Here is a 22,789-nt window from a genome sequence, read left to right on the forward strand (position 1 = left end):
CTTCTACCAAACCGGTCTGCGTCGCGGCATCAACAGACAGCCATAACTCGTTGTAGTTCTTGGCTTTTCTTATGAATCTACAGCTCTGGTATGCTTTCCGGCCTTCGGCCCGAGGTAGCAACCATGCAACTCATCGATATCGGCGTCAACCTGACCAACCCCAGTTTCGCCGACAAACATCAGGCCGTGCTTGATCGCGCCTATGCCGCCGGGGTCTGCCAATTGGTGCTGACCGGCACCAGCGTCGAGGGCAGCGAACAGGCTCTGGAGCTGTGCCAGCAACTGGATGAGAGCGGTCAACGGCTGTTCGCCACCGCCGGTATTCACCCGCATTCGGCCAGTGACTGGAACGCTGACAGCGCCCGTCGTTTGCGTAGCCTATTTCAAGAAAAAAATGTAGTCGCCGTGGGTGAATGCGGACTGGATTTCAACCGTGATTTCTCGCCGCGCCCACAGCAGGAAAAAGTCCTCGAAGAACACCTGGCCATGGCCGTCGAGCTGCAACTGCCGGTGTTCCTGCACGAGCGCGATGCCAGCCAGCGCCTGCTGGAAATCCTCAAAGGCTTCCGCGATCAACTGCCCGCCGCTGTGGTGCATTGCTTCACCGGCGAGCAAAAGGCGTTGTTCAGTTACCTCGATCTGGACTTGCACATCGGCATCACCGGCTGGATCTGCGATGAGCGCCGGGGCACGCATTTGCATCCACTGGTCAAAGAGATCAAACGCGGGCGCCTGATGCTGGAAAGCGATGCACCTTATTTGCTGCCGCGCACGCTACGTCCGAAACCGAAGAACGGCCGCAATGAGCCGGCGTATCTGACTGAAGTGCTGCGCGAAGTGGCGCTGCATCGCGGTGAAACCGAGGAAGATCTGGCGGCGCACACCACCGCGTGTGCCCGCGCGTTCTACAACCTTCCCGCATTGGCGTAAGCCGCAAAAGATCGCAGCCTTCGGCAGCTCCTACAGGGCATACGCCATCCCAATGTAGGAGCTGCCGAAGGCTGCGATCTTTTGATCTCTTGACCCACATCAATTCGAGTCCTCTGCATAGCAGCACAATGCTGGCACCTTGCCAAAACTGTTTCCGCTATCAGAGAAGACCTCCATGGGTGCCTGGCTTAGCAATATCTCGCTGAAATACAAATTCTGGGCGGTCAATGCGGTCGCCTTCGTCACCACCCTGTTGCTGGTGCTGTACGCCGTGCAGCTCGAACAACAGGCGCGCAGTCACGCGTCTCAGGCCTCGGCGCAAGCCCAGGCGCAATTGCTTAAGGCCTGGCCGGCCGGGCAGCCATTGCCCAAAGCCGATCAGGTGCTGACCTTCAAACGCGGCGAAGCGCCGCGCCTGAATGATCAACCCTTGCTGGAAATCACTGAAAGCAACGGCTGGAACGAGATCAATCAGCTGCCGCTGTTCGGCGACAATCCGTTGATGGGCGCCGAAGTGTTCAGCCGCGCCGACGGTCAACAGGTCGCGGTGATTGCCTATGGCCCGAGCCTGAGTCAGGTGTTCAGCGAGCGTTTCGCCAATTACGCGGTGGCGGTGTTCATCCTGATGTTCGCCATGCTCTGTGCCTCGCAACTGTTGATCCGCTTCCTGCTCAGCCAGCTCAACACGTTGAAAGACGTAATGCTTCACGTTGAGAAAAGCGGCGATCTCTCGGCCCGTGTGCCGCTGGCCGGGAAAGACGAAGTCGGGCAGATGGCCAACGCGTTCAACGCGATGCAGGCAGGTTACCAGCGCGTTGTGACGACCGTCGCCAACACCGCGCGGCAACTGGATGTCGGCGCGGCGCGACTGGCATCGAGCATGAACGAAGTGCGCCACGGCATGCTCGGCCAGCAGAGCGAAACCGATCAGGCGGCCACGGCGATCAATGAAATGACCGCCACCGTTTATCACATCGCCCAACACGCCGGCGCCACCCGCGACCTGTCGCAGACCGCCGATGGCCTCGCCGGCAGCGGTCAGCAAGTGGTCGCGCGGGTGCAGCACTCGATTGCCGGGCTGTCCAGCGGCGTGCAGCAGACTGCCGAGATGATTCAACGACTGGCCGAGGACAGCCAGAAGATCAACGGCGTGGTCAGCGTGATTCACAGCATTGCCGAGCAGACCAATCTGCTCGCCCTGAACGCCGCCATCGAGGCCGCTCGCGCCGGTGAAATGGGCCGAGGGTTTGCCGTGGTCGCCGATGAGGTGCGCAATCTGGCGAAGCGGGTGCAGACCTCGACCGACGAGATAACTACGATGGTCTCGGCGTTGCAGGCTGGCACCCGCGACGCGGTGGATTTCATGCAGGAAAGTTCGTACAAGGCCGACGATTGCGTGCAGCAAGCGCAAGAGGCCGGGGCGGCGCTGGCGGAAATCACCGGCGCGGTGGCGCAGATGCGTGAGAGCAACACGCAGATTGCCGTGGCGGCGGAGCAGCAAAGCCAGGTCGCCGAAGAGATGAACCGGGCGGTGGTGAGTATTCGTGATGTGACCGAGAATACCGTGCAGCAAACGGTGGATTCGGCGACGACCAGTAATGAATTGGCGACGTTGGCCGGGGAACTGAGCAAGGCCATAGGTCAGTTGAAACTCTGAAGATCTTTTTTGTCCATCATCCCTATGATGCCAATAGCCAACCTTGATTCGCCGCCCTCCACGCCCGGGCCTATTCTTCAACCATGAGTCAACATGGATCGAGGAGTAGAAAACATGGGCAAACGTCACCCCAACCTTCCCGCGTGGCAATGGCGCGCGTACCCGGGCAATCATCAGCACCCGACCAATCTGGTGTTACACCTGATTGCCGTGCCGTTGTTCATCGTCGCGTTTCTGCTGATTGTCTCCGGGGTGTTCAGCCTGAGCCTGGCCAGCGTCGCCATCGGCGTGATCGGAATCGTCGCGGCGCTGGGTTTGCAGCGTCACGGCCACAGCCTGGAGACGCAAGCCTCCGAGCCGTTCAGTGATCGTAAAGATGCGATGTCGCGGTTACTGGTCGAGCAGTTTCTGACTTTTCCGCGCTTCTTTCTCAGTGGCGGCTGGTGGCGCGCCTGGCGTGAGCGCCACCGTCGGCATTGAGTCAGGCGAAGATCGTAACCGTCTGACGACTCATCGCAATCAGCTCACCTTCCGCGCTCCACAGCTTGGCGGCGACATGGCCGTAGCCGTCGGCGGCGTACTCGATGTCGGCCAGGTATTGGCACCAGTCCAGCGTGCTCAAGTCGTGTAACGGCTGAACGAATTCGATGGTCCAGGTCAAGGTGCTGCCCGGTGCCGGCTTCTTCAGATACGGCAGCAGTGCGGGCGGCCATGCATCCACCAGGGCCAGCAGATGCGCCTCTTTGACCGGCTCTTCTTTGACATCGCCGCGTAACCGCACCCAGCCTCCCATCAAACGCGATTGATTACCGGTGAACGGCATGCCGCCGACGCTCCAGCGCATCGCCAGATGACGCATGAATTCCGGGGTCACGCCTTTGATGTAAGGCAGCTCCTGGCATTCGTCCCAGTGTTTCATTGCCGGCGCCGGATACGCTTCCACGGCGACTTCCGAGGGCCGTGAAGCACCGAAGCTGCCTTGAACGATTGTTACCACCTGACCATTCTGCATCGCCCGGCCCATGACCTGGCTGACGGCTTTGCCTTCGCGCAGCACCTCCACTTCGAAGCTCACCGGGACTTCAGGCTCGACCGGTCCGACAAAGGTGATCGCCAGCGAACGCACCGGGCGATCCGCCGGGACTTTCGCGCGCATGGCTTCGTATTGCAGCGCGGCAACCAGACCACCGAAACTGGCACGGCCCTGACCCCATTCGGCAGGAATCGTCAGTTCCGGTTGGCGGCGGACCGCATCGAGCAAATCGCTAAAGCGCATGGGGCAACCTCAGAAAACGAGAAAGGAATGCAGGGATCTTAACCAGACCTGCCGAGCGCCGCAGCGTCTATTCCGGTCAAATGGGCTGACAGAAAGGCCTTACACCCATATCAGCCACATTGAAGATCCCTTGTAGGAGTGAGCCTGCTCGCGATAGCGGTCTGACAGCCAACACAGTTGTTGAATGTCAGACCGCTATCGCGAGCAGGCTCACTCCTACAGGGGGTTGTGGTGATTCAGGATTATTTGAAGCAGGCTGAACTGAGTTTTTCCAGCACGCGATCAGCCTTGCTTTCGGCTTTGATCATGGTCGCCTGCCATGTCGCGACACAGGGCTGCAGATCCGCCTCCAGCTCGGCTTTCGCCAGCCACTGCCAGCAATCGTGCCAGTCACCCAAAGCGCCTTGGGCTGACTTCAATCGCGCCAGCGCCGCTTCGGGCAAGCGATCCAGTTCGGGATAGGCTTCGATGCCGTAGCGCACGCGCTTGATCAGCAAGCGCAGGCGATGGCGGTCGTGGGCCGGATCGTGCAGCGCCTCGTCGAGTTTCTGCCATTGCTTGCCGAGGCGTTTTTCGATGCGTTTGTCCAAGCCTTTGAGCAAGCCCTGACGCTGGGAGGCGCGCAGGAATCGCGGGAACGCGTCGAGAATCATCAGCAGCGAGGCCACTTCGGCACTCGCCGCCAGCGCCGGATAAGCCTCGGCCATCTGCGCCATGCGCCGTTGCGCAGCTTCGGGTTGATCATGCGCGAGCAGATAAGCCGCCAGTACCTCGCGATCACGCCATGGCGTGGTCAATTGGCCGACTGCCGAAGCGGCGTCTTCCAGTTGCTCGACACCGGGCAAACCGCGCAATGGCCGCAACAGGCTGCGCAAGCGCCGCACCGTGGTGCGCAGATCATGCAGCGCCTCGGGGTCGGTACGTGCAGTCAATCGCGCCTGACAGGCCAGCAGCCGCACCTCCAGACTCAGGACATGAGCCACCAACCGATCAACCAACGCAGACATCACTTGCTCCTGATTCAAATGGCTCTGACGATCATTCTGCTGCCTAGCGAATGCAGCCTCCTTGCTTCACGTCAGCAGCTTAGCGGCCGGCGCGGGATTCGCGAATGTAGAAACGCGCCTTCTCGGCCTTCTTGCTGCAACCTTCAAAGCCCTCGAATTGTTGCTGGGTCTTGGCGGCGGTCAGCAGCGACAACGCTTTGGAATAGCTGACGGTGCCGGCAAAGCCTTCGGCCTTGGCCAGATCCAGTTCATGCCAGGCCGCGTCGAGCTGGCTGCCGCAGCTGTCGCGGTAAGCGGTTTTACCGGCGCAACCGGCCAATACCAAAGCCATCAACGGCACACAGATCCAGGCTTTCATCACTCACACCTCAAAATAGGTCAACAGTCGTGCAGGTAAGACGGCTTGGCTGCGAAAAAGTGCCTCGCCGGCGGGTGAAACCGCGCAACTGAGAAGGATATAGCCGAAGGGTCATCCAGTATCGAAAAAACGACGTCACTGGCGCACTGAACGACTTCGGCGATTGAGCCGACCCGGCGATGGGTGCATTGTGCAACCTTGTCGGGAGGAAGTTTGATGAAAAAGCGTGTCGCACTGGTGCTGGGCTCCGGTGGCGCCCGGGGTTATGCCCATATCGGAGTCATTGAAGAGATCGAACGACGCGGTTACGACATCGCCTGCATTGCCGGGTGTTCGATGGGCGCGGTAGTCGGCGGGATCTACGCCGCCGGCAAACTCGACGTTTACAAAAACTGGATCGAAAGTCTCGACTATCTGGATGTGCTGCGGCTGGTGGACGTGAGTTTCCGCCTCGGCGCGATTCGCGGCGAGAAGGTCTTCGGGCAGATCCGCAAGATCGTCGGCGAAATCAACATCGAAGACTTGCGCATCCCCTACACCGCCGTTGCCGCCGACCTCACCAATCAGCAAGAGATCTGGTTTCAGGAAGGCTGCCTGCATCAGGCGATGCGCGCCTCGGCGGCGATTCCCAGCCTGTTCACGCCAGTGATGCAAGGCAATCGCATGCTGGTCGACGGCGGCATTCTCAACCCGTTGCCGATCGTGCCGGTGGTGTCGAGCCACTGTGATCTGATCATTGCGGTCAATCTCAACTCGACCAACCAGCGTCACTACAAACTGCCGGTGATCCAGCGCCCCGCCGCGTTCCGCTCACGCTTCGACAACCTGATCAGATCGCTGGGGTCGAAGATGCCGTTCCGCCGAACACAGGCCGAGCAATTGTTACGGCTCGAACAGGAAGCGCTGCGCGCCGAAGCGGCAGACATCAATCCTTGGCTTGAAGGCGCCGAGCCGGAAAGCCAGCAACCCGCAGCCGCGCCCGAGCGTGAAGGCGCGCCAAAATCGGCGACCGGTTCGTTCATCATCGATAACGTCGGGCCGGCGTCGTTGCTGGATTTGATCAACCAGAGTTTCGAGGTGATGCAGACCTCGCTGGCGCAGTACAAGATTGCCGGTTATCCGCCGGATATCCTGATCAACGTGCCGAAGCGGGTGTGCCGGTTTTTCGAGTTTTACAAGGCGCCAGAGCTGATCGCGTTGGGGCGGGAGATTGCGCGGGATACGCTGGATCGGTATGAGAGTGAGCAGCAGCAATAAAGATCAAAAGATCGCAGCCTTCGGCAGCTCCTACAGGGGAACGCATTCCTATGTAGGAGCTGCCGAAGGCTGCGATCTTTTAGCTATCCCGCAGATTCCAACAGCCGATACCCTACCCCTGCCTCTGTCACGATAAACCGCGGCCGCGTCGGATCATCCGCCAGCTTCTGGCGCAAATGCCCCACCACAATCCGCAGATAATGGCTGTCCTCGGTGTGGGTCGGCCCCCAGATATCCTTGAGCAATTGCTGCTGGGTAATCACTCGCCCCGGATGCCGCGCCAGTTGCGCCAGCACTGCGTATTCCTTACGAGTCAGCGCCACTTCGACGCCATCGAGCAACACGCGCCGATAGGCCAGATCGACCGTCAACGGGCCAAAGCTCAGCGCAGCTTGCTGGGCCTCCCCCGCCGGTGCCTGACGCAACAACGCACGCACCCGGGCGAGAAACTCCTGAATGCCGAACGGCTTGGTCACGTAGTCATTGGCGCCGCCGTCCAGCGCCTGGACTTTCTGCCCTTCGCTGGCGCGTACCGACAGCACCAGCACCGGCGTCGTTGCCCACTCGCGAAACTCGCGCAGCACTTGCTGGCCGTCCATGTCCGGCAAGCCGAGGTCGAGCACCAGCAAGTCCGGCTTGTTCAAGGCTGCCTGCGCCAGCCCCTCGGCCCCCGTGCCAGCCTCGAGCACTTTGTAGCCTTGGGAAGCGAGGCTGATGCGCAGGAACTTGCGAATCTGCGGTTCGTCGTCGATGACCAAAATGGTCGCGGTCTGGCTCATGAATTCACATCAACACAAAAGAGTGGCAAGAGAGTAGCGCAGTCGCAATCAGGCTTCATCGTCCATCCCCGGTTGCGTCTGCAACGGCAAGTGCAAGGTAATGCAGGTGCCGCGCCCGTCGATGCCGTCGGCGACACTGATCCGCCCACCGTGCGCACCGACCATGCCCTGACAGATCGCCAGCCCGAGGCCGGTGCCTTGCCCCCCGCGATCACCCCGGGCAGCGGTGTAGAACATGTCGAAAATCTTCGCCCGTTCATCCTCGGGAATCCCCGGCCCCTCGTCGCTGACCGAGAAGAAAATCTCTTGGTCATTCGCTCCCGCGCTGAGTTGCAAACGACCGTGAACGGGTGAGAACCGCGCTGCGTTTTCCATCACATTGACCAATGCCTGTTCGATCAACGCGGCATGCACGAACAACAGCGGCAACTCGCTCGGCACATCGGTGCTGACCTGCAACGGCGCGAGTACCGCGCGCAGGCGGTTGAGCGAACTGCCGATGATATCAGCCGGCGACACCCAGTCCCGCGCCAGCTTAAGCGCACCGTGGCCGAGGCGGGTCATGTCGAGCAGATTCTGGATGTAGCGATCAAGGCGCTCGGCTTCATCGCGAGTGCCTTCGAGCAGTTCATGTCGATCCTCCAGCGGGATCGCTTCGCCGAGGGCCAACAGGCTGTCGATGCTGCCGCGCATGGCGGTCAGCGGCGTGCGCAAATCGTGGGACACGGAGGCCAGCAAGGCACTGCGCAGTTGTTCGGTTTCACCATGCAGGCGCGCGGCTTCCAGGTCATCAGCCAACTGCGCGCGCGCCAGCGCCTGGGCGAGCGGCTGGCTCAACGCGGTGAGCAAGCGCCGACGCTGGCCGCTCAGAGTCTGGCCTTCCTTGGCACACACGCCGAGCAACGCCAGCGGCCCGTCCTCGACCGACAGCGGCCACCACCACCAACGCCCGAACGGCAACGTGCCGGTGCCCATGCCCGCCGGTTGATCGTGTTGCCAGGCCCAATCGGCGGCGGCGCGTTCGGCCTCGGTGAATTGCAGCGGGCCGCCGGTTTCGACTTTCCAGCTGCCCTGACCGTCGCGATTAAGCAGGCACAGTTGCAGATCGCTCCAGCCATTGAGGTGTTGCGCGGCGGCGCTGACGACGGCCTGGCGGTCGGTCGCGGCAGTGAGTTTGCGCGACAGGTCGAGCAGTTCGGTGGTCTCTTCCTGGGTGTCGCGCAAGGCCTGCAACTGCCGACGCTGACGCGCCGCAAGATTGCCCGTCAGTGCCGCCATCAACAGGAAAAACAGCAACGTCAGCACGTCTTCTTCGCGCTGAATGCTGAAGGAAAAATTCGGCGGAATGAACAGAAAATCGTAGGTCAGAAACGACAGCGCCGCACAGGCCAGCGCCGGGCCGAGACTGCTGCGCACCGCCACCAGCAACACCGCCGCGAGAAACACCAGTGAGATGTTCGGCAGCGGCAATACGCTCGACACCGCCCACGCCAGCGCACTGGCCAACACCGTGGCGACCAGCGCCAGCGCATAGTCGAACCACACCAGTGTCAGCGCATTGCGCGGGCGCGGTTGATGCTGTTGCTGATCGCTGTCGAGGACGTTGATTTCCAGTCCGTGGGCCTGACGTAACAAACGCGCCGCGAGTCCGCCGCCGAACAAACGACGGCGCAGACGTGGCCGGGACTGCCCGACCAGGACCAAGCTCGCGCGGCGTTCGGCGGCATGCTGGATCAGGGTTTTGGCGACCTCACCGGCGCGCAGTAAAACCACCTCGCCGCCAAGACGCTCGGCCAGTTGCTGAGCGCTTTGCAGGCGTAGACGCGATTGCTCGTCGCGCACCGTGCCGTTGTCGACGTGCACCAGACTCCACGGCAAATGCCGGCGCTGGGCAACGCGACTGGCATGGCGCACAAGGCGTTCGGCCTGTTGGTCGCCATCGACGCCGACCAGCAATCGCCCACGTACCGCCGGGGCCGCCTGACCGAGCTGGCGATAGCCTTGGGCGAGATCATTGTCGACTTGAGCGGCGGCGGTTTGCATCGCCAGTTCGCGCAATGCGGTGAGGTTGGTCTGGGTGAAAAACGCATCGATCGCCGCGCGCGCCTGCTCCGGCACGTAGACCTTGCCTTCGCGCAAGCGCTCAAGCAATTCACGCGGTGGCAGGTCGATCAGCAGCAGTTCGTAGGCTTCTTGCAGCACCCAGTCCGGCAGGGTTTCGCGCACTTGCACACCGGTGATGCCGCGCACCTGATCGTTGAGGCTTTCGAGGTGCTGGACGTTGACCGTGGTGAACACGTCGATGCCGGCGGCGAGCAGTTCCTGAATGTCTTGCCAGCGCTTGGCGTGACGGCTACCGGGCGCGTTGCTGTGGGCCAGCTCATCCACCAGCACAAGCTTGGGCCTGGCCGCGAGAATGCCGTCGAGGTCCATTTCTTCGAGCATCACGCCACGGTATTCCGAGCGCACCAGCGGCTGCTGCGGCAAGCCGCCGAGCAGCGCTTCGGTTTCCGCCCGGCCGTGGGTTTCGACCACGCCGGCGAGGACTTTCACGCCCTGACGAAGTTGCGTGTGGGCGGCCTGGAGCATGGCGTAGGTCTTGCCGACACCGGGGGCGGCGCCGAGGAATACTTTCAACCGGCCACGGCCGTCACGGGGCAAGTCTGCTAACAGTGCGTCGGCGCGGCCGGAGTCGCTCATGCTTGATGCTCTCTCTTCATGATAGTTATGCAGTGTTCTTTCGGCCCTCTTCGCGAGCAGGCTCGCTCCCACATTTGGAACGCGTATCCCTGTGGGAGCGAGCCTGCTCGCGAATGGCCGCGCCACCGATCTACAATTTTTCCAGTGCCATGTTCAGCGCCAGCACATTCACCACCGGCGGCCCCACCAGCGGCTGTTCGATGTGCGCATCGAGCAGTTGCTGCACAGTCGATACCGGCAGATTTCGCGCCGCTGCGACACGCGCCAGTTGATAGGCAATTGCTGCCGGTGGCAAGTGTGGATCGAGGCCGCTGCCGGAAGTGGTCAGCAAGGCCAATGGCACCGGACCTTGACCCGGAACCTGCAGTTTGTTGGCCTCATCGATCACCCGCGTGGCGAGTGCCGGATTGCTCGGTGCCAGGTTGCTGGCGCTGCTGGACACCGTCGCAAACGCACCGGCGGAGGGACGTGGATGGAACCAGGCATCGCCGACAAAATCCTGGGCGATCAGTGACGAACCACGGACCTTGCCGTCGGCGTCGTGCACCAGGCTGCCGTTGGCTTGCGCGGGGAAGGCGACTTGCGCAATGCCGGTTACCACCAGTGGATAGGCGACGCCGGTGACCAGGGTCATCAGCACCAGCAGGCTCAGGGCCGGACGTATCATTGTGGACATTTCAAAATCCTCGAATTCGTTGGGCAAACTTTGGTGGAGTGTCAGGGAGATCTTTTCCCCCTCACCCCAGCCCTCTCCCCCAAGGGGGCGAGGGGGAAAGGGAGCCGATCTCTGTACTTTTCAAAACTTGCGTTCGGCTCGGTATTTCGGGTCGATGTACCTTTGATTAACCACTCGGTCAGTCCCTCTCCCCCAAAGTCGCCAAGGGGTAAGGGAGCCGGTTTTTGTGCTGTTCAAAACCTGAGTTCGGCTCGGTATTTCAGGTCGATGTACCTCTCCCAATCACCTCGGTCAGTCCCCTCTCCCACGAAGGTGACAAGAGGAAAGGGAGCCGATCTTTGTGCAATTCAAACCTGAGTTCGGCTCGGTATTTCAGGTCGGTGTAGCTCTCGTAAACACCTCGGTCAGTCCCCTCTCCCCCCGGGAGAGGGTTAGGGTGAGGGGCTCTTCTGAGACTCACACCAGATGCAGCGCCGTGAGCAGCATGTCGATCGCCTTGATCCCCACAAACGGCACCAGGATCCCGCCCAATCCATAGATCAACAGGTTGCGACGCAACAACGCCGCCGCACTCGCCGCCTGCACGCGAACCCCGCGCAGTGCCAGCGGAATCAGCACGACGATAATCAAGGCGTTGAAGACGATGGCCGAGAGAATCGCACTCTGCGGACTGGTCAACTGCATGATGTTGAGCACGCCCAGTTGCGGATAAATCGAGGCGAACAGCGCCGGCAGAATCGCGAAGTATTTGGCCACGTCGTTGGCGATGGAAAAGGTCGTCAGCGCGCCACGGGTCACCAGCAATTCCTTGCCGATCTGCACCACGTCGAGCAGCTTGGTCGGGTCGCTGTCGAGGTCGACCATGTTCGCCGCTTCGCGTGCTGCTTGCGTGCCGTCGTTCATCGCCATGCCGACGTCAGCCTGAGCCAGCGCCGGCGCGTCGTTGGCGCCATCGCCGCACATCGCGACCAGGCGACCGTCGTTTTGTTCGTGACGAATGCGTGCGAGTTTTTTCTCCGGTGTGGCTTCGGCAAGAACATCATCGACGCCCGCTTCAGCGGCGATGGCAGCGGCGGTCAGTGGGTTATCACCGGTGACCATCACGGTACGAATCCCCAGTTTGCGCAGTTCGGCGAAACGCTCGCGGATGCCTGGTTTGACCACGTCCTTGAGGTGGATCGCGCCGAGCAATTTGCCGTCGGCGCAGACCAGCAATGGCGTGCCGCCGCTCTGCGCGATCTTGTCGATTTCCCGCGACAGCGCCGGGGCCAGGTCCGAACGTTTTTGGCCGAGGAAACTCAGCAGCGAGTCCACCGCGCCTTTGCGGTAGACGCGACCCTGATAGTCGACACCGGACAAACGGGTTTCAGCGCTGAACGGCACAGCGGTCAGGGTTTCCAGCGCCGGCTCAGGTTGCGGATGCAGACCGCGCAGGTATTCAACGATGGACTTGCCTTCAGCGGTTTCATCGGCCAGCGAGGCAAACAACGCACCTTCAGCCAGCTCACGACCATTCACACCAGGCGCGGCATACACCGCGCTGCAACGACGGTTACCGAAGGTGATGGTGCCGGTCTTGTCCAGCAGCAGCACATGCACGTCGCCCGCTGCTTCCACCGCACGACCGGATTTGGCGATCACATTGAGGCGCACCAGACGATCCATCCCGGCGATACCGATTGCCGACAACAGACCGCCAATGGTGGTCGGGATCAGCGTAACCAGCAGCGCTACCAGAAACACCAGCGGCAGGCTGCCGTTGGCGAAATGGGCGAACGGCTGCAGGGTCACGACCACGAGCAAGAAGATCAGGGTCAGGCCGATCAGCAGGATATCCAGCGCCACTTCGTTCGGGGTCTTCTGGCGTTTGGCGCCTTCGACCAGCGCGATCATGCGATCGAGAGTGGACTCACCGGGGTTGGCGGTGATCTGCACCAGCAACCAGTCAGACACCAGTCGTGTGTTGCCGGTAACGGCCGAACGATCGCCGCCGGACTCACGAATCACCGGCGCCGATTCACCGGTGATCGCCGCTTCGTTGACCGCCGCGATGCCTTCGATGACTTCGCCGTCACCGGGGATCATCTCCCCGGCTTCGACGCGCACCACATCGCCCTTGCGCAGACTCGCTGCCGGCACCACTTGAAAGCTGCCGTTGGCCAGTTTGCGCCGGGCGCTGAGGCCTTCGCTGCCAGCCTTGAGGCTGTCGGCGCGGGCCTTGCCACGACCTTCGGCCAAGGCTTCGGCGAAGTTGGCGAACAGCACAGTGAACCATAGCCACAGGGCGATTTGCGCAGCGACGAAGGTCGGCACGTCGGCGTCGGGAATGAAGCACAGCACAGTGGTAAAAATCGCGGTCAGTTCGACCACCAGCATCACCGGCGAACGCTTCAGCTGCCGAGGGTCGAGCTTGACGAAAGCTTGCAGCAGCGCCGGCCGCCACAGGGCCGAGATCGCGGTTTTCGGTGCTTCTGCCGACTTGATCGGCTCTGCAGGTTTTGCAGGAACGTGCATATTCATGATGGATTCCTTAGAAGCCCATACTTAAATGTTCGGCAATCGGGCCAAGCGCCAGAGTCGGCAGAAAGGTCAGGCCGCCCACCAGCAAAATGGTCACGGTCAACAGGGTCACGAACAGCGGGCCGTGGGTCGGGAAGCTGTTCTGGCCGATCGGTGCGGTTTTCTTCATCGCCAGGCTGCCGGCCAGCGCCAGTACCGGGAGGATGTAACCAAAGCGGCCGATCAACATGCCCAGACCGAGCATCAGGTTGTGGAACGGCGTGTTCGCGCTCAGGCCACCGAACGCCGAGCCGTTGTTGGCACTGGCCGAGGTGTAGGCGTAAAGCAACTGGCTGAAACCGTGCGGGCCAGGGTTGCTGATGGTCGCCGCAGCACTGGGAACCGCGGCGGCAATCGCACCGAGCACCAACACACCAACCGGCATGACCAGCAAAGTCACCACCAGCAATTGCACCTCACGCGCCTGCAGTTTCTTGCCGAGGTATTCCGGCGTACGCCCGATCATCAGACCGGCGAGGAACACCGCGATCAGCACGTTGAGCAACATGCCGTAGAGCCCCGCGCCGACGCCGCCGAAGATCACTTCGCCAACCATCATGTTGACCAGCGCGACCATGCCGCTAAGCGGGTTGAGGCTGTCGTGCATGCCATTGACCGAGCCGTTCGAGGCGGCCGTGGTGGTCACCGACCAGAGCACGGTGGCGGTGGTGCCGAAGCGTGCTTCCTTACCTTCCAGCGGCGCGGTCTGTTCAACCGCAGCGTTGTTCAGCGTCGGGTTTGGCTGATACTCAGCCCACAGCGAAGTCGTCCCGCCGATCAGGAACAGCGCCAGCATGCAGGCGATGATCGCGCGGCTCTGACGCAGGTCCTTGACGTAGTGGCCGAAAGTGAACACCAGCGCCACCGGAATCAGAATGATCGAAGCGACTTCGAACAGGTTGCTCCACGCCGTCGGGTTCTCGAACGGATGCGCCGAGTTGACGCCGAAGAAGCCGCCACCATTGGTGCCCAATTGCTTGATCGCAATCTGACTGGCGGCCGGGCCGAGCGGGATCACTTGATCGACGCCTTGCATCGTCACCGCATTCACATATTGCGCGAAGGTTTGCGGCACGCCCTGCCAGACCAGATACAGCGCCAGCAACAGGCACAGTGGCAGCAAGCCGTAGAGGGTGGCGCGGGTCATGTCGACCCAGAAGTTGCCGAGGGTTTTCGTCGATTTGCGGCCGATGCCACGGCACAGCGCAACCAGCACGGCGAGGCCGGTGGCGGCGCTGACGAAATTCTGCACGGTGAGGCCGACCATCTGGCTCAGGTAGCTGAGGGTCGCTTCACCGCTGTAGGACTGCCAGTTGGTGTTGGTCATGAAACTGACCGCGGTGTTGAACGCTTGCGTCCATTCCTGGCCCGGCAGGTTCTGCGGGTTCAGCGGCAAGTGATCCTGAAACAACAGGATCGCGAACAGCAGCAGAAAACCGGCGAGGTTGAACGCGAGCAGCGCCAGCGTGTATTTCTGCCAGCTCTGTTCAGCTTGCGGATCGACCCCGGCGATGCGATAGCAACCGCGCTCGACCGGGCCGAGAACCGGCGTCAGCCAAGTGCGCTGACCTTCCATCACCTTGTAGTAAAAGCGCCCGAGCAGCGGCGCCGGCAGCAAGACCAGCGCAAAAAAAGCGAGGATCAGCCAATAGTCATAACTGTGCATAGCCGCTCCTAGTTCCGATCCGCGCGCAACAGCGCAACCAACAGATAAATGAACAGCCCCGCTGCCAATAGCAGTGACACCCCGTCCAGAACGCTCATGGAAGATCTCCGAGTTACGGCGTATTGCCGTGTGTGCAGGCATTGTCGGAAAGGAGGCTGTAAAGGAACGAGAGCGAGGGGTGCTGCGGGGCATAAAGAAAGCGTAAAGAGTGGGTTTATGCTGGCGTTACAGGTGGGTTTTGCGCTGTATGGGCGGGCCTCTTCGCGAGCAGGCTCGCTCCCACATTTTGAAATGCATTCCCCTGTGGGAGCGAGCCTGCTCGCGAAGACAGCATCACCGACAACATCGCACCCAACTGGCGCACAAAAAGCAGCTACCCCACTGCGAACATCCCCGATACGACAGCTTTCAACTCATTACGACTTGTTTCAGCGTACTGGCACGCCCACTGCAAACGCCCTGCCCCGAGCTTTCCAAACCGTTCAGGGAGCAAACGCATGAACACACAACTCAAACCCACACTGGGCACCTTGCACCTGTGGGGCATCGCCGTAGGGCTGGTGATTTCCGGGGAGTATTTCGGCTGGAGTTATGGCTGGGGCGTGGCCGGAACACTGGGGTTCCTGGTGACCTCGTTTATGGTCGCGACCATGTACACCTGCTTCATTTTCAGCTTCACCGAACTCACCACCGCGATTCCCCATGCCGGCGGGCCGTTTGCCTACAGCCGTCGCGCCTTCGGTGAAAAAGGTGGATTGATTGCAGGCCTGGCGACGCTGATCGAATTCGTCTTCGCCCCACCGGCCATTGCCCTGGCGATTGGCGCCTACCTTAATGTGCAGTTTCCGGCACTCGATCCGAAACACGCGGCGGTCGGCGCCTACATCGTGTTCATGGGCCTGAACATTCTTGGCGTGAAACTGGCGGCCACGTTCGAGCTGATTGTTTGCGTGCTGGCCGTCGCCGAGTTGCTGGTGTTCATGGGGGTGGTCGCGCCCGCCTTCAGTTTCAGCAACTTCGCCCTCAATGGCTGGGCGGGGTCGGATGTGTTTGGTGCACCAGCGATTGCCGGGATGTTCGCGGCCATTCCGTTTGCCATCTGGTTCTTCCTCGCCATCGAGGGCGCGGCGATGGCTGCCGAAGAGGCCAAGGATCCGAAACGCACGATTCCCAAGGCCTACATCAGCGGTATTCTGACCCTGGTGTTGCTGGCGATGGGTGTGATGTTCTTTGCCGGCGGTGTCGGCGACTGGCGCACCCTGGCCAACATCAACGACCCGTTGCCGCAAGCGATGAAAACCGTGGTCGGTGATAACTCGGGCTGGCTGCACATGCTGGTGTGGATCGGCCTGTTCGGTCTGGTCGCCAGTTTCCACGGGATCATCCTCGGCTACTCGCGTCAGTTCTTCGCTCTGGCCCGCGCCGGTTATCTGCCTGCTTCGCTGGCGAAACTCTCGCGTTTCCAGACACCGCATCGCGCAATCATTGTCGGCGGCATCATCGGCATCGCGGCGATTTACAGCGATGGCCTGATCAACCTCGGTGGCATGACCCTCACCGCCGCGATGATCACCATGGCCGTATTCGGCGCCATCGTGATGTACATCATGAGCATGCTCAGTCTGTTCAAACTGCGTAAATCGGAACCGAATCTGGAACGCACTTTCCGCGCGCCGTGCTATCCATTGATTCCAATGATTGCATTGGTGCTGGCGGTGGTGTGTCTGGTGGCGATGGCGTGGTTCAACGCGCTGATCGGGTTGATCTTCCTCGGTTTCATGGCAGTCGGTTTCGGCTACTTCCTGCTCACCGGGCAACTGCGGGCCAACGCACCGGCCGATGCGATGCTGACGGGCAATTGAGGGATTTCGGGTGAACCGGGTGCAAGCGGCCTAGAATGGAACCACTGCGAAGTCACTTCGCTCAAATGTGGTATGCAGCGTCGCACGGCGAAATCCTCGCCCGTCGACCTGCCCTTAAGGAGAGCCGTTATGCCCTGGTATGCCTGGTTGATTCTGGTGGTTGCAATCGGCTCGATCGTCGGCGGATTAATGATGTTGCGCGACACCGCCAACAAGGTCGATCTGACCGATGAAGAACGCCGACGCGTTGCTCAGCGCAATGCTGAAGCCGACGCCAAGGACGCACAAGATCGCTGAACACAACCCCGCCTGATCGGCGGGGTTTGTGCTTTCTATAGCTTTTGGACCTATCTGCACGCTTTTAAGAAGTAGAAGTACAGTCACCATTTAATTTTCCTTGGTTAAGATGGGGACATTGTTGCGGAGAGTTCCAGATGCGTTACTCGCAGGACCATAAAGCCCAAACCCATCAGCGCATTATCAAGGAGGCTTCGGCACGCTTTCGCAAGGACGGAATCGGCGCTACGGGTCTGCAACCCCTGATGAAAGCGCTGGGTCTGACCCATGGCGGTTTCTACTCACATTTCAAGTCCAAGGACGAGTTGGTCGAGAAAGCCTTGCAAGAGGCCGGCAACCAGGTTGACGGGTTATGTGCAGAGATTTTTTCGCAGGATAATCCGCTTGATGCCTTTATCGAGACGTACCTGTCCGAATGGCATCAAACGTCGCCGCATGAAGGCTGCCCGTTACTGACGATCTCTTCCGAGCTGGGTCTGCGTGGCCAACCCAGCCCCACCAGCGACGTGGTCCTCAATGCTCGGTTGGAGCAGATCGAGAGCAGCCTCGAAGGCGAGAACAGCGCCGATCGCGCCATTGTCATCATGTCGACACTGGTCGGCGCGCTGCTACTGTCACGCAGTGTCGCGGATGCCGGGTTTGCGCAACGCATCCTCGATGTCACCCGCGACCACCTCAAGAATCGCGACTAAACCTGCCAGCGCTTGAACAGCACGCTGGCATTGACCCCGCCAAACCCGAAACCATTGGACAGCGCATATTCGATCGACATTGGTCGCGCTTGGCCATGGACGATGTCCACCCCTGCGCTCGCTGGATCGGGGTTGTCGAAATTCAGCGTCGGCGGCACCACCTGATCACGAATTGCCAGCAGGGTGAAGATCGCTTCAAGCCCACCGGCAGCGCCGAGCAAATGCCCCGTGGCGGACTTGGTCGAGGTCACGGCGATTTTATTTTGCGTGCCGAACAACGCTTTGATCGCCGCCAGTTCACCGAGGTCGCCCACCGGGGTCGACGTCGCGTGGGCATTGAGGTGCTGCACCTGATCCGGCTCGATACCTGCCTGCGCCAGTGCCAGCGTCATCGCCCGCCGCGCTCCACTACCATCTTCAGGCCCGGCGGTCAGGTGATAGGCGTCGGCACTCGTGCCATATCCGACCAGTTCCGCCAGCGGTGTCGCGCCACGAGCCAAGGCATGCTCGAGGGATTCAATCACCAACAGGCCCGCGCCCTCGCCCATCACGAAGCCGTCGCGCCCGCTGTCGAACGGCCGCGAGGCGCGCTGCGGGGTGTCGTTGTAACCGCTCGACAGTGCCCGCGCTGCCGCGAAACCGGCCAGACTGACGCGGTCGATGCAAGCTTCCGCACCGCCACAGACGGCAATATCCGCTTCGCCGGCGCGGATCAAGCGCGCCGCATCGCCGATCGCCTGAACGCCCGCAGCGCACGCCGTCACGGGTGCGCCCAAAGGTCCCTTGAGGCTGTGTTGAATGGACACGTGCCCTGCCGCGAGATTGACCAGAAAGGAGGGAATGGTGAACGGTGACAAACGTCGAGGACCGCGACTGTCGGTGGTGCGCACGGCGTCGGCAATCGCACCGAAACCGCCGACACCGGAGCCGATGATCGTTGCGGTACGCTCCTGGCTTTTGCTCTCTGAGGGATGCCAGCCAGCCTGCTCCAGGGCCTGCCGCGCAGCCTCCATGGCGAACAGAATGAAACGGTCCATTTTCTTCTGTTCTTTGGGTGGCGTGGCGCGATCCGGATCGAAACCGGCTTCGGCGTCCTCTTCCAGCGTCGGCACCGCGCCGCCGACTCGCGTGGGCAAATCAGCAACCACTGCTTCAGGCAAGTTACGCAAACCAGAACGCCCGGCCAGCAAACGCTGCCATACGACTTCGAGATCGCTGCCCAAGGGTGAAACCAGGCCCATGCCCGTGACGACTATTCGACGCGAATCCATACTGTGGTGACCTCTGATCAATTCAATTACCGGACTTATAGCGTTGCGCTGCAGCACTGCGGGAAAGGTTCGGCGCCATGACATGGCGAGCAGCAACAAAGGCGTGCCATTCGCTTGCGTCTGGCAGCGAAGGAATGGTGATCAACTCGCCCTGATCCAGGCCGGCCAGCGCCGCGTCGACCATCTCGCCCGCCTCCATGACCATTTCTGCCGGAATGCCACTGGCATCGATACCGGAACGCTCCCAGATTTCGGTGCGGGTCACACCCGGCAGCACGGCCTGGATCTGCACGCCGGTGCCTTCGAGCTCAGTGTTCAACGACTGGGTCAGGCTCAGTACATAAGCTTTGCTGGCGCTATAGGTAGCGTTGAAGCGTTCCGGAAACAGCGCCACCACCGAGGCGATATTGATGATCGTGCCACGACCGGCCTTGGCGAAACTGGCAGCAGCCGCCGATGCCAGGCGGGTGACGGCGGTGATGTTCAACTGGATCAACCGCTCCAACTGGTCCATATCGGCGTTGGCCAGTAATCCGTCCGCCGCTACACCGGCGTTATTGACCAGCAGGCTAATGCTCGAATCGCTGCGCAGACGTTGTTCGAGTTTGAGCACGTCATCCTTCTGCGTCAGATCTGCCTTGAGAACTTCAACCTGAACGCCATGGGCATCACGCAACTGGGTCGCAGCACTTTCCAGACGGTCCTTGTCACGGGCAACCAGTAGCAGATCAAAGCCACGCGCCGCGAGGCGCTGAGCGTAAATCGCACCAATACCGGACGATGCGCCAGTAACCAGAGCAGTACCTTGGGATTGTGCGGAATTCATGAGAGTGCTCCTGGAATGCTTGATGAAAGTAGTTGCCGATGAGACGTGTTGGCTCGACGGATCGGCAAATTATTATAGCCATAATTCAAACGCAATATGATAGACGTAATTTTATATTGTCCGACGAGCGCCCTCTCCACTGCTATCCGCTTGCCATGCACTGGACAAAATAAAAAGGCCGGTCAATGACCGGCCTCTTGGCATAGAACACTCAGCTTAGTTGACTTCCAGCTTGTCGCGGTTGCGATCCAGGATCGCCTTGCCAATCCCCTTCACTTCCAGCAATTCTTCCACCGATGCAAAAGGCCCGTTTGTTTCACGATACGTAACAATTGCTTTGGCCTTAGCCTCACCGACTCCAGCCAGTTCCTTTTGCAGCGTCGCCGCGTCGGCATCATTGAGATCGACTTTTGCACTTTGGGACGGTGCCGCAGTATCCATCACCAAAGGCGCCTTTGGCGCCTCCGCTGGCGCAACAGGCGCGGCAATAGCGGCGATCGAGGCGCTGGTGAGGAAAGCAAAGATCAGAGAATAGAAGTAACCGGTACGCATTAGTGACGCTCCATCATCGTTTGAGAAAGCAGCTTTTCCGAAGCTGCTCTCCAAACTTAGGTCATGCTGGAGCGATGTCAAAAATGCGTGCGTTACAGGATGTGAAACAATCAGGGTTCGAGACGACGCTGCTGGTAGATCCAGTCGACGATCTCGCCGTCAGGTGTGTAGCCCGAGACGGTTTCGCGCAGGAGCTGACGTACTCGGGAATAGTCATCTTTTTCTACCGCGTGCAGCAGTTCGCTCAACTTGCCCTTCAATACATCCCAAGGCAAGTGATCTTCATTGGCCGTCATGATCATGGGGTGTGGCGTGGCGGCCACGTTATCGCCAATCAGCAGCTCCTCGTACAGCTTTTCACCGGGGCGCAGACCGGTGAACTCAATGGAAATGTCACCCTGAGGATTACGATCTGATCGAATGCTCAGTCCAGACAGATGAATCATTTTTTCTGCGAGTTCAACGATTTTGACCGGCTCGCCCATGTCCAATACGAACACATCGCCACCCTGCCCCATTGATCCAGCCTGGATGACCAATTGTGCGGCCTCCGGGATCGTCATGAAATAGCGCGTAATTTTCGGGTGGGTGACCGTCAATGGGCCGCCGGATTTGATCTGACTGTGGAATAGCGGGATAACCGAGCCAGACGAGCCCAAAACGTTGCCAAAGCGCACCATAGTGAAGCGAGTCTTGTTGACCCGAGAAACATTGGCTTTGTCGCCAAACAACACCGGGGCAACTTCACGACTCAGCGCCTGGAGAGTCATCTCTGCCAGACGCTTGGTGCTACCCATCACGTTGGTCGGACGAACCGCCTTGTCAGTTGAAATCAGAACAAAGTTCGATACACCAGACTGCAAGGCAGCTTGAGCCGTATTGAGCGTTCCAATCGCGTTATTCAGAACACCTTCGGCGATATTATGCTCGACCATCGGTACATGCTTATAAGCGGCTGCATGGTAAACGGTGTCCACCTTCCAGGTGTTCATTACATCCAGCAACTTTTCCTGATGCCGGATTGAACCGAGAATCGGCAGAAGACGAACCGGAGCCGACTCCCGTGCCCCTCTCTGTTCCAGCTCCGAGAGAATGCTGTATAGATTGAATTCGCTGTGTTCGAAGAGTAACAGCGCAGTCGGCCCCAGCGAAAAAATCTGCCGGCACAACTCTGATCCAATAGAACCCCCAGCGCCAGTAACCATGACTGTCTTGCCCTTGATACAGCGCTCCAGCAGGTCCGGCTGAGCCGGGACAGCATCGCGTCCCAGCAAATCAGCGATATCAACTTCTTGAATGTCTTCGACCTTTACCCTGCCGCTCGCCAGATCAGCGAAATTGGGAACACTGCGTATATGAAGCGGATACCCTTCAAGAAAATTCAGGATTTCCCTGCGTCGCGCTCGAGTCGATGAGGGCAGTGCCAGGAGTATCTCCTGCGCGCCCGTGACATCAATCATCTGTTGAATATGCTTGGGTTTATACACCTGAAGACCAGAAATGGATCGATCAGCGATACTGGCATCGTCATCGATAAACGCCACCGGCCGCATAACCCGACCCATCCGCAGCGCAGCGACCAATTGGTTACCCGCGACGCCTGCGCCGTAGATGGCAACTCTGGTCATTCCATCATCGCGGTTGGTAAACGGTACATGCTGGGCTGCAGTGAACCAGTCCCCCATAAAATATTGCCGCATGCAAAGACGCAGGCCACCAATTATGACCAGGCTAAGCCACCAGTAATTGAAGATAATGGACCGCGGTACTACTGCTTCATGATTGCTATACCAATAAACAACCAGAGCGAGAATCAGTGAAGACAGACTAACGGCTTTAATAATTGCAATGAGCGCGTCATTGCCAAAATAACGCATTACAGCGCGGTACATGCCAAAGCGGATGAACAGGGGAATTGCGATGAGTGGCGCGCAAGCAAAAAGCCAGAAATGGATCTTCAACGGGTTGTACATGTCGTCTATGCCCAGACGAACGATGAATGCAAGCCACAACGCGACCCATACCAGAACGATGTCCGTGGCGACCTGAATCAAGCGCTTTCGCCGCCGAGGCAACCCCACCAGATAGGTTCTGATTCTATCCATAAATACTTCACTCACCTCAAGCTCTCCCTTAAACCCCAAATCACCGTGGTGAACTGCAAAGCATAACGCATTGACCTGAAAAAACTGAATGATCCAATCCTGCTTTTCCATTCGCCGGGAGAACGTACTCCAGCCCACATCGCCGATTCACTGGAAAATGAGTGGAATAGGGAGCGAGTGCCAAGCGAGATCATTCCTGCGCACGTAATTAACGACCTTCCGTTAGTAGAAAAAATCCCAGCAGGGGGAGATACAGCGACAATCACACCGTCGGCCTCCGGTCACAGTGATCAACACCCAGGCCAGCTACGGTGTACTG

Annotated in this window: 20 protein-coding genes; 7 read left to right on the plus strand and 13 right to left on the minus strand. The window is 59.9% G+C overall.

Annotated elements, in window-relative coordinates:
* Positions 1–123: 123 nt before the first annotated feature.
* The 3 genes from PspR84_RS20485 to PspR84_RS20495 all read left to right on the plus strand — a co-directional run bounded on the left by PspR84_RS20485 (position 124) and on the right by PspR84_RS20495 (position 3,067).
* On the plus strand, positions 124–930 hold the full coding sequence (locus PspR84_RS20485) for a TatD family hydrolase (RefSeq protein ID WP_160058925.1): 807 nt from the start codon (positions 124–126) through the stop codon (positions 928–930).
* 175 nt (positions 931–1,105) lie between these two features.
* Complete coding sequence (locus PspR84_RS20490) at positions 1,106–2,587, plus strand: methyl-accepting chemotaxis protein (protein WP_160058926.1); 1,482 nt, start codon at positions 1,106–1,108, stop codon at positions 2,585–2,587.
* Positions 2,588–2,701: 114 nt separating this feature from the next.
* A complete protein-coding gene (locus PspR84_RS20495; protein WP_160058927.1) occupies positions 2,702–3,067 on the plus strand; it encodes an Mpo1-like protein in 366 nt (121 codons plus the stop codon).
* Between the two features lies 1 nt (position 3,068).
* Here PspR84_RS20495 and PspR84_RS20500 read toward each other — a convergent pair whose 3' ends face one another.
* From PspR84_RS20500 to PspR84_RS20510, 3 genes are all read right to left on the minus strand, one after another.
* Positions 3,069–3,863: an acyl-CoA thioesterase domain-containing protein gene (locus PspR84_RS20500; RefSeq protein ID WP_160058928.1), complete on the minus strand. Its 795-nt coding sequence runs from the start codon at positions 3,861–3,863 to the stop codon at positions 3,069–3,071.
* A gap of 242 nt (positions 3,864–4,105) precedes the next feature.
* A complete protein-coding gene (locus tag PspR84_RS20505) occupies positions 4,106–4,870 on the minus strand; it encodes a CHAD domain-containing protein (RefSeq protein WP_007908544.1) in 765 nt (254 codons plus the stop codon).
* A 79-nt stretch (positions 4,871–4,949) separates the two neighbouring features.
* Positions 4,950–5,228, minus strand: a complete 279-nt coding sequence (locus tag PspR84_RS20510) for a hypothetical protein (protein ID WP_016770894.1) — start codon at positions 5,226–5,228, stop codon at positions 4,950–4,952.
* A 216-nt stretch (positions 5,229–5,444) separates the two neighbouring features.
* On the opposite strand from PspR84_RS20510, the gene PspR84_RS20515 reads away from it, so the two are divergent.
* A complete protein-coding gene (locus PspR84_RS20515) occupies positions 5,445–6,485 on the plus strand; it encodes a patatin-like phospholipase family protein (RefSeq protein ID WP_122597144.1) in 1,041 nt (346 codons plus the stop codon).
* Positions 6,486–6,568: 83 nt separating this feature from the next.
* Here the strand turns inward: PspR84_RS20515 and PspR84_RS20520 are convergent, their stop codons facing one another.
* The 6 genes from PspR84_RS20520 to kdpF all read right to left on the minus strand — a co-directional run bounded on the left by PspR84_RS20520 (position 6,569) and on the right by kdpF (position 14,963).
* On the minus strand, positions 6,569–7,264 hold the full coding sequence (locus tag PspR84_RS20520) for a response regulator (protein WP_122597145.1): 696 nt from the start codon (positions 7,262–7,264) through the stop codon (positions 6,569–6,571).
* 48 nt (positions 7,265–7,312) lie between these two features.
* Entirely contained in the window at positions 7,313–9,964 is a 2,652-nt protein-coding gene (locus PspR84_RS20525; protein WP_160058929.1) for a sensor histidine kinase KdpD, read from the minus strand.
* A 130-nt stretch (positions 9,965–10,094) separates the two neighbouring features.
* Positions 10,095–10,640: a potassium-transporting ATPase subunit KdpC gene (kdpC, locus tag PspR84_RS20530; RefSeq protein WP_160058930.1), complete on the minus strand. Its 546-nt coding sequence runs from the start codon at positions 10,638–10,640 to the stop codon at positions 10,095–10,097.
* Between the two features lie 456 nt (positions 10,641–11,096).
* Positions 11,097–13,160 (minus strand): potassium-transporting ATPase subunit KdpB, encoded by a 2,064-nt coding sequence (kdpB, locus tag PspR84_RS20535; RefSeq protein ID WP_160058931.1) that lies wholly within the window; start codon positions 13,158–13,160, stop codon positions 11,097–11,099.
* Between the two features lie 10 nt (positions 13,161–13,170).
* Positions 13,171–14,865 (minus strand): potassium-transporting ATPase subunit KdpA, encoded by a 1,695-nt coding sequence (kdpA, locus tag PspR84_RS20540; protein WP_160058932.1) that lies wholly within the window; start codon positions 14,863–14,865, stop codon positions 13,171–13,173.
* 8 nt (positions 14,866–14,873) lie between these two features.
* Entirely contained in the window at positions 14,874–14,963 is a 90-nt protein-coding gene (gene kdpF, locus PspR84_RS20545; protein ID WP_007963673.1) for a K(+)-transporting ATPase subunit F, read from the minus strand.
* 399 nt (positions 14,964–15,362) lie between these two features.
* Here kdpF and eat point away from each other — a divergent pair, with 399 nt between their 5' ends.
* The 3 genes from eat (at position 15,363) to PspR84_RS20560 (ending at position 17,716) form a co-directional block, all read left to right on the plus strand.
* Entirely contained in the window at positions 15,363–16,727 is a 1,365-nt protein-coding gene (gene eat / locus PspR84_RS20550; protein WP_160058933.1) for an ethanolamine permease, read from the plus strand.
* A gap of 129 nt (positions 16,728–16,856) precedes the next feature.
* On the plus strand, positions 16,857–17,024 hold the full coding sequence (locus PspR84_RS20555) for a DUF2897 family protein (protein ID WP_007908505.1): 168 nt from the start codon (positions 16,857–16,859) through the stop codon (positions 17,022–17,024).
* Between the two features lie 137 nt (positions 17,025–17,161).
* On the plus strand, positions 17,162–17,716 hold the full coding sequence (locus PspR84_RS20560; RefSeq protein ID WP_160058934.1) for a TetR/AcrR family transcriptional regulator: 555 nt from the start codon (positions 17,162–17,164) through the stop codon (positions 17,714–17,716).
* Here the strand turns inward: PspR84_RS20560 and fabF are convergent.
* From fabF to PspR84_RS20580, 4 genes are all read right to left on the minus strand, one after another.
* Positions 17,713–18,987, minus strand: coding sequence for a beta-ketoacyl-ACP synthase II (gene fabF / locus PspR84_RS20565; protein WP_160058935.1), 1,275 nt, complete (start codon positions 18,985–18,987; stop codon positions 17,713–17,715). The two genes, PspR84_RS20560 and fabF, sit on opposite strands and share 4 nt — an antisense overlap.
* Before the next feature lie 22 nt (positions 18,988–19,009).
* Entirely contained in the window at positions 19,010–19,813 is an 804-nt protein-coding gene (locus PspR84_RS20570) for an SDR family oxidoreductase (protein ID WP_160058936.1), read from the minus strand.
* Positions 19,814–20,029: 216 nt separating this feature from the next.
* Positions 20,030–20,365: a helix-hairpin-helix domain-containing protein gene (locus PspR84_RS20575; RefSeq protein WP_160058937.1), complete on the minus strand. Its 336-nt coding sequence runs from the start codon at positions 20,363–20,365 to the stop codon at positions 20,030–20,032.
* A 110-nt stretch (positions 20,366–20,475) separates the two neighbouring features.
* Positions 20,476–22,470 carry a nucleoside-diphosphate sugar epimerase/dehydratase gene (locus PspR84_RS20580; RefSeq protein ID WP_160060120.1) on the minus strand — a complete coding sequence of 665 codons (1,995 nt, stop codon included), beginning with the start codon at positions 22,468–22,470 and terminating at the stop codon, positions 20,476–20,478.
* Positions 22,471–22,789 lie beyond the last annotated feature (319 nt).

Origin of the sequence: Pseudomonas sp. R84 (assembly GCF_009834515.1) — a bacterium.
Classification (GTDB): domain Bacteria; phylum Pseudomonadota; class Gammaproteobacteria; order Pseudomonadales; family Pseudomonadaceae; genus Aquipseudomonas.

Excerpts from the sequence above, each read along its gene's own strand:
- PspR84_RS20495 (WP_160058927.1), top strand. The coding sequence starts at position 2,702 with ATGGGCAAACGTCACCCCAACCTTCCCGCGTGGCAATGGCGCGCGTAC.
- eat (WP_160058933.1), top strand. The coding sequence starts at position 15,363 with ATGAACACACAACTCAAACCCACACTGGGCACCTTGCACCTGTGGGGC.
- PspR84_RS20570 (WP_160058936.1), bottom strand. The coding sequence starts at position 19,813 with ATGAATTCCGCACAATCCCAAGGTACTGCTCTGGTTACTGGCGCATCG.
- PspR84_RS20520 (WP_122597145.1), bottom strand. The coding sequence starts at position 7,264 with ATGAGCCAGACCGCGACCATTTTGGTCATCGACGACGAACCGCAGATT.
- PspR84_RS20505 (WP_007908544.1), bottom strand. The coding sequence starts at position 4,870 with ATGTCTGCGTTGGTTGATCGGTTGGTGGCTCATGTCCTGAGTCTGGAG.
- PspR84_RS20560 (WP_160058934.1), top strand. The coding sequence starts at position 17,162 with ATGCGTTACTCGCAGGACCATAAAGCCCAAACCCATCAGCGCATTATC.
- PspR84_RS20510 (WP_016770894.1), bottom strand. The coding sequence starts at position 5,228 with ATGAAAGCCTGGATCTGTGTGCCGTTGATGGCTTTGGTATTGGCCGGT.
- kdpA (WP_160058932.1), bottom strand. The coding sequence starts at position 14,865 with ATGCACAGTTATGACTATTGGCTGATCCTCGCTTTTTTTGCGCTGGTC.
- PspR84_RS20555 (WP_007908505.1), top strand. The coding sequence starts at position 16,857 with ATGCCCTGGTATGCCTGGTTGATTCTGGTGGTTGCAATCGGCTCGATC.
- PspR84_RS20490 (WP_160058926.1), top strand. The coding sequence starts at position 1,106 with ATGGGTGCCTGGCTTAGCAATATCTCGCTGAAATACAAATTCTGGGCG.
- kdpC (WP_160058930.1), bottom strand. The coding sequence starts at position 10,640 with ATGTCCACAATGATACGTCCGGCCCTGAGCCTGCTGGTGCTGATGACC.
- PspR84_RS20485 (WP_160058925.1), top strand. The coding sequence starts at position 124 with ATGCAACTCATCGATATCGGCGTCAACCTGACCAACCCCAGTTTCGCC.
- kdpB (WP_160058931.1), bottom strand. The coding sequence starts at position 13,160 with ATGAATATGCACGTTCCTGCAAAACCTGCAGAGCCGATCAAGTCGGCA.
- PspR84_RS20500 (WP_160058928.1), bottom strand. The coding sequence starts at position 3,863 with ATGCGCTTTAGCGATTTGCTCGATGCGGTCCGCCGCCAACCGGAACTG.
- PspR84_RS20515 (WP_122597144.1), top strand. The coding sequence starts at position 5,445 with ATGAAAAAGCGTGTCGCACTGGTGCTGGGCTCCGGTGGCGCCCGGGGT.
- PspR84_RS20525 (WP_160058929.1), bottom strand. The coding sequence starts at position 9,964 with ATGAGCGACTCCGGCCGCGCCGACGCACTGTTAGCAGACTTGCCCCGT.
- PspR84_RS20580 (WP_160060120.1), bottom strand. The coding sequence starts at position 22,470 with ATGGATAGAATCAGAACCTATCTGGTGGGGTTGCCTCGGCGGCGAAAG.
- PspR84_RS20575 (WP_160058937.1), bottom strand. The coding sequence starts at position 20,365 with ATGCGTACCGGTTACTTCTATTCTCTGATCTTTGCTTTCCTCACCAGC.
- fabF (WP_160058935.1), bottom strand. The coding sequence starts at position 18,987 with ATGGATTCGCGTCGAATAGTCGTCACGGGCATGGGCCTGGTTTCACCC.
- kdpF (WP_007963673.1), bottom strand. The coding sequence starts at position 14,963 with ATGAGCGTTCTGGACGGGGTGTCACTGCTATTGGCAGCGGGGCTGTTC.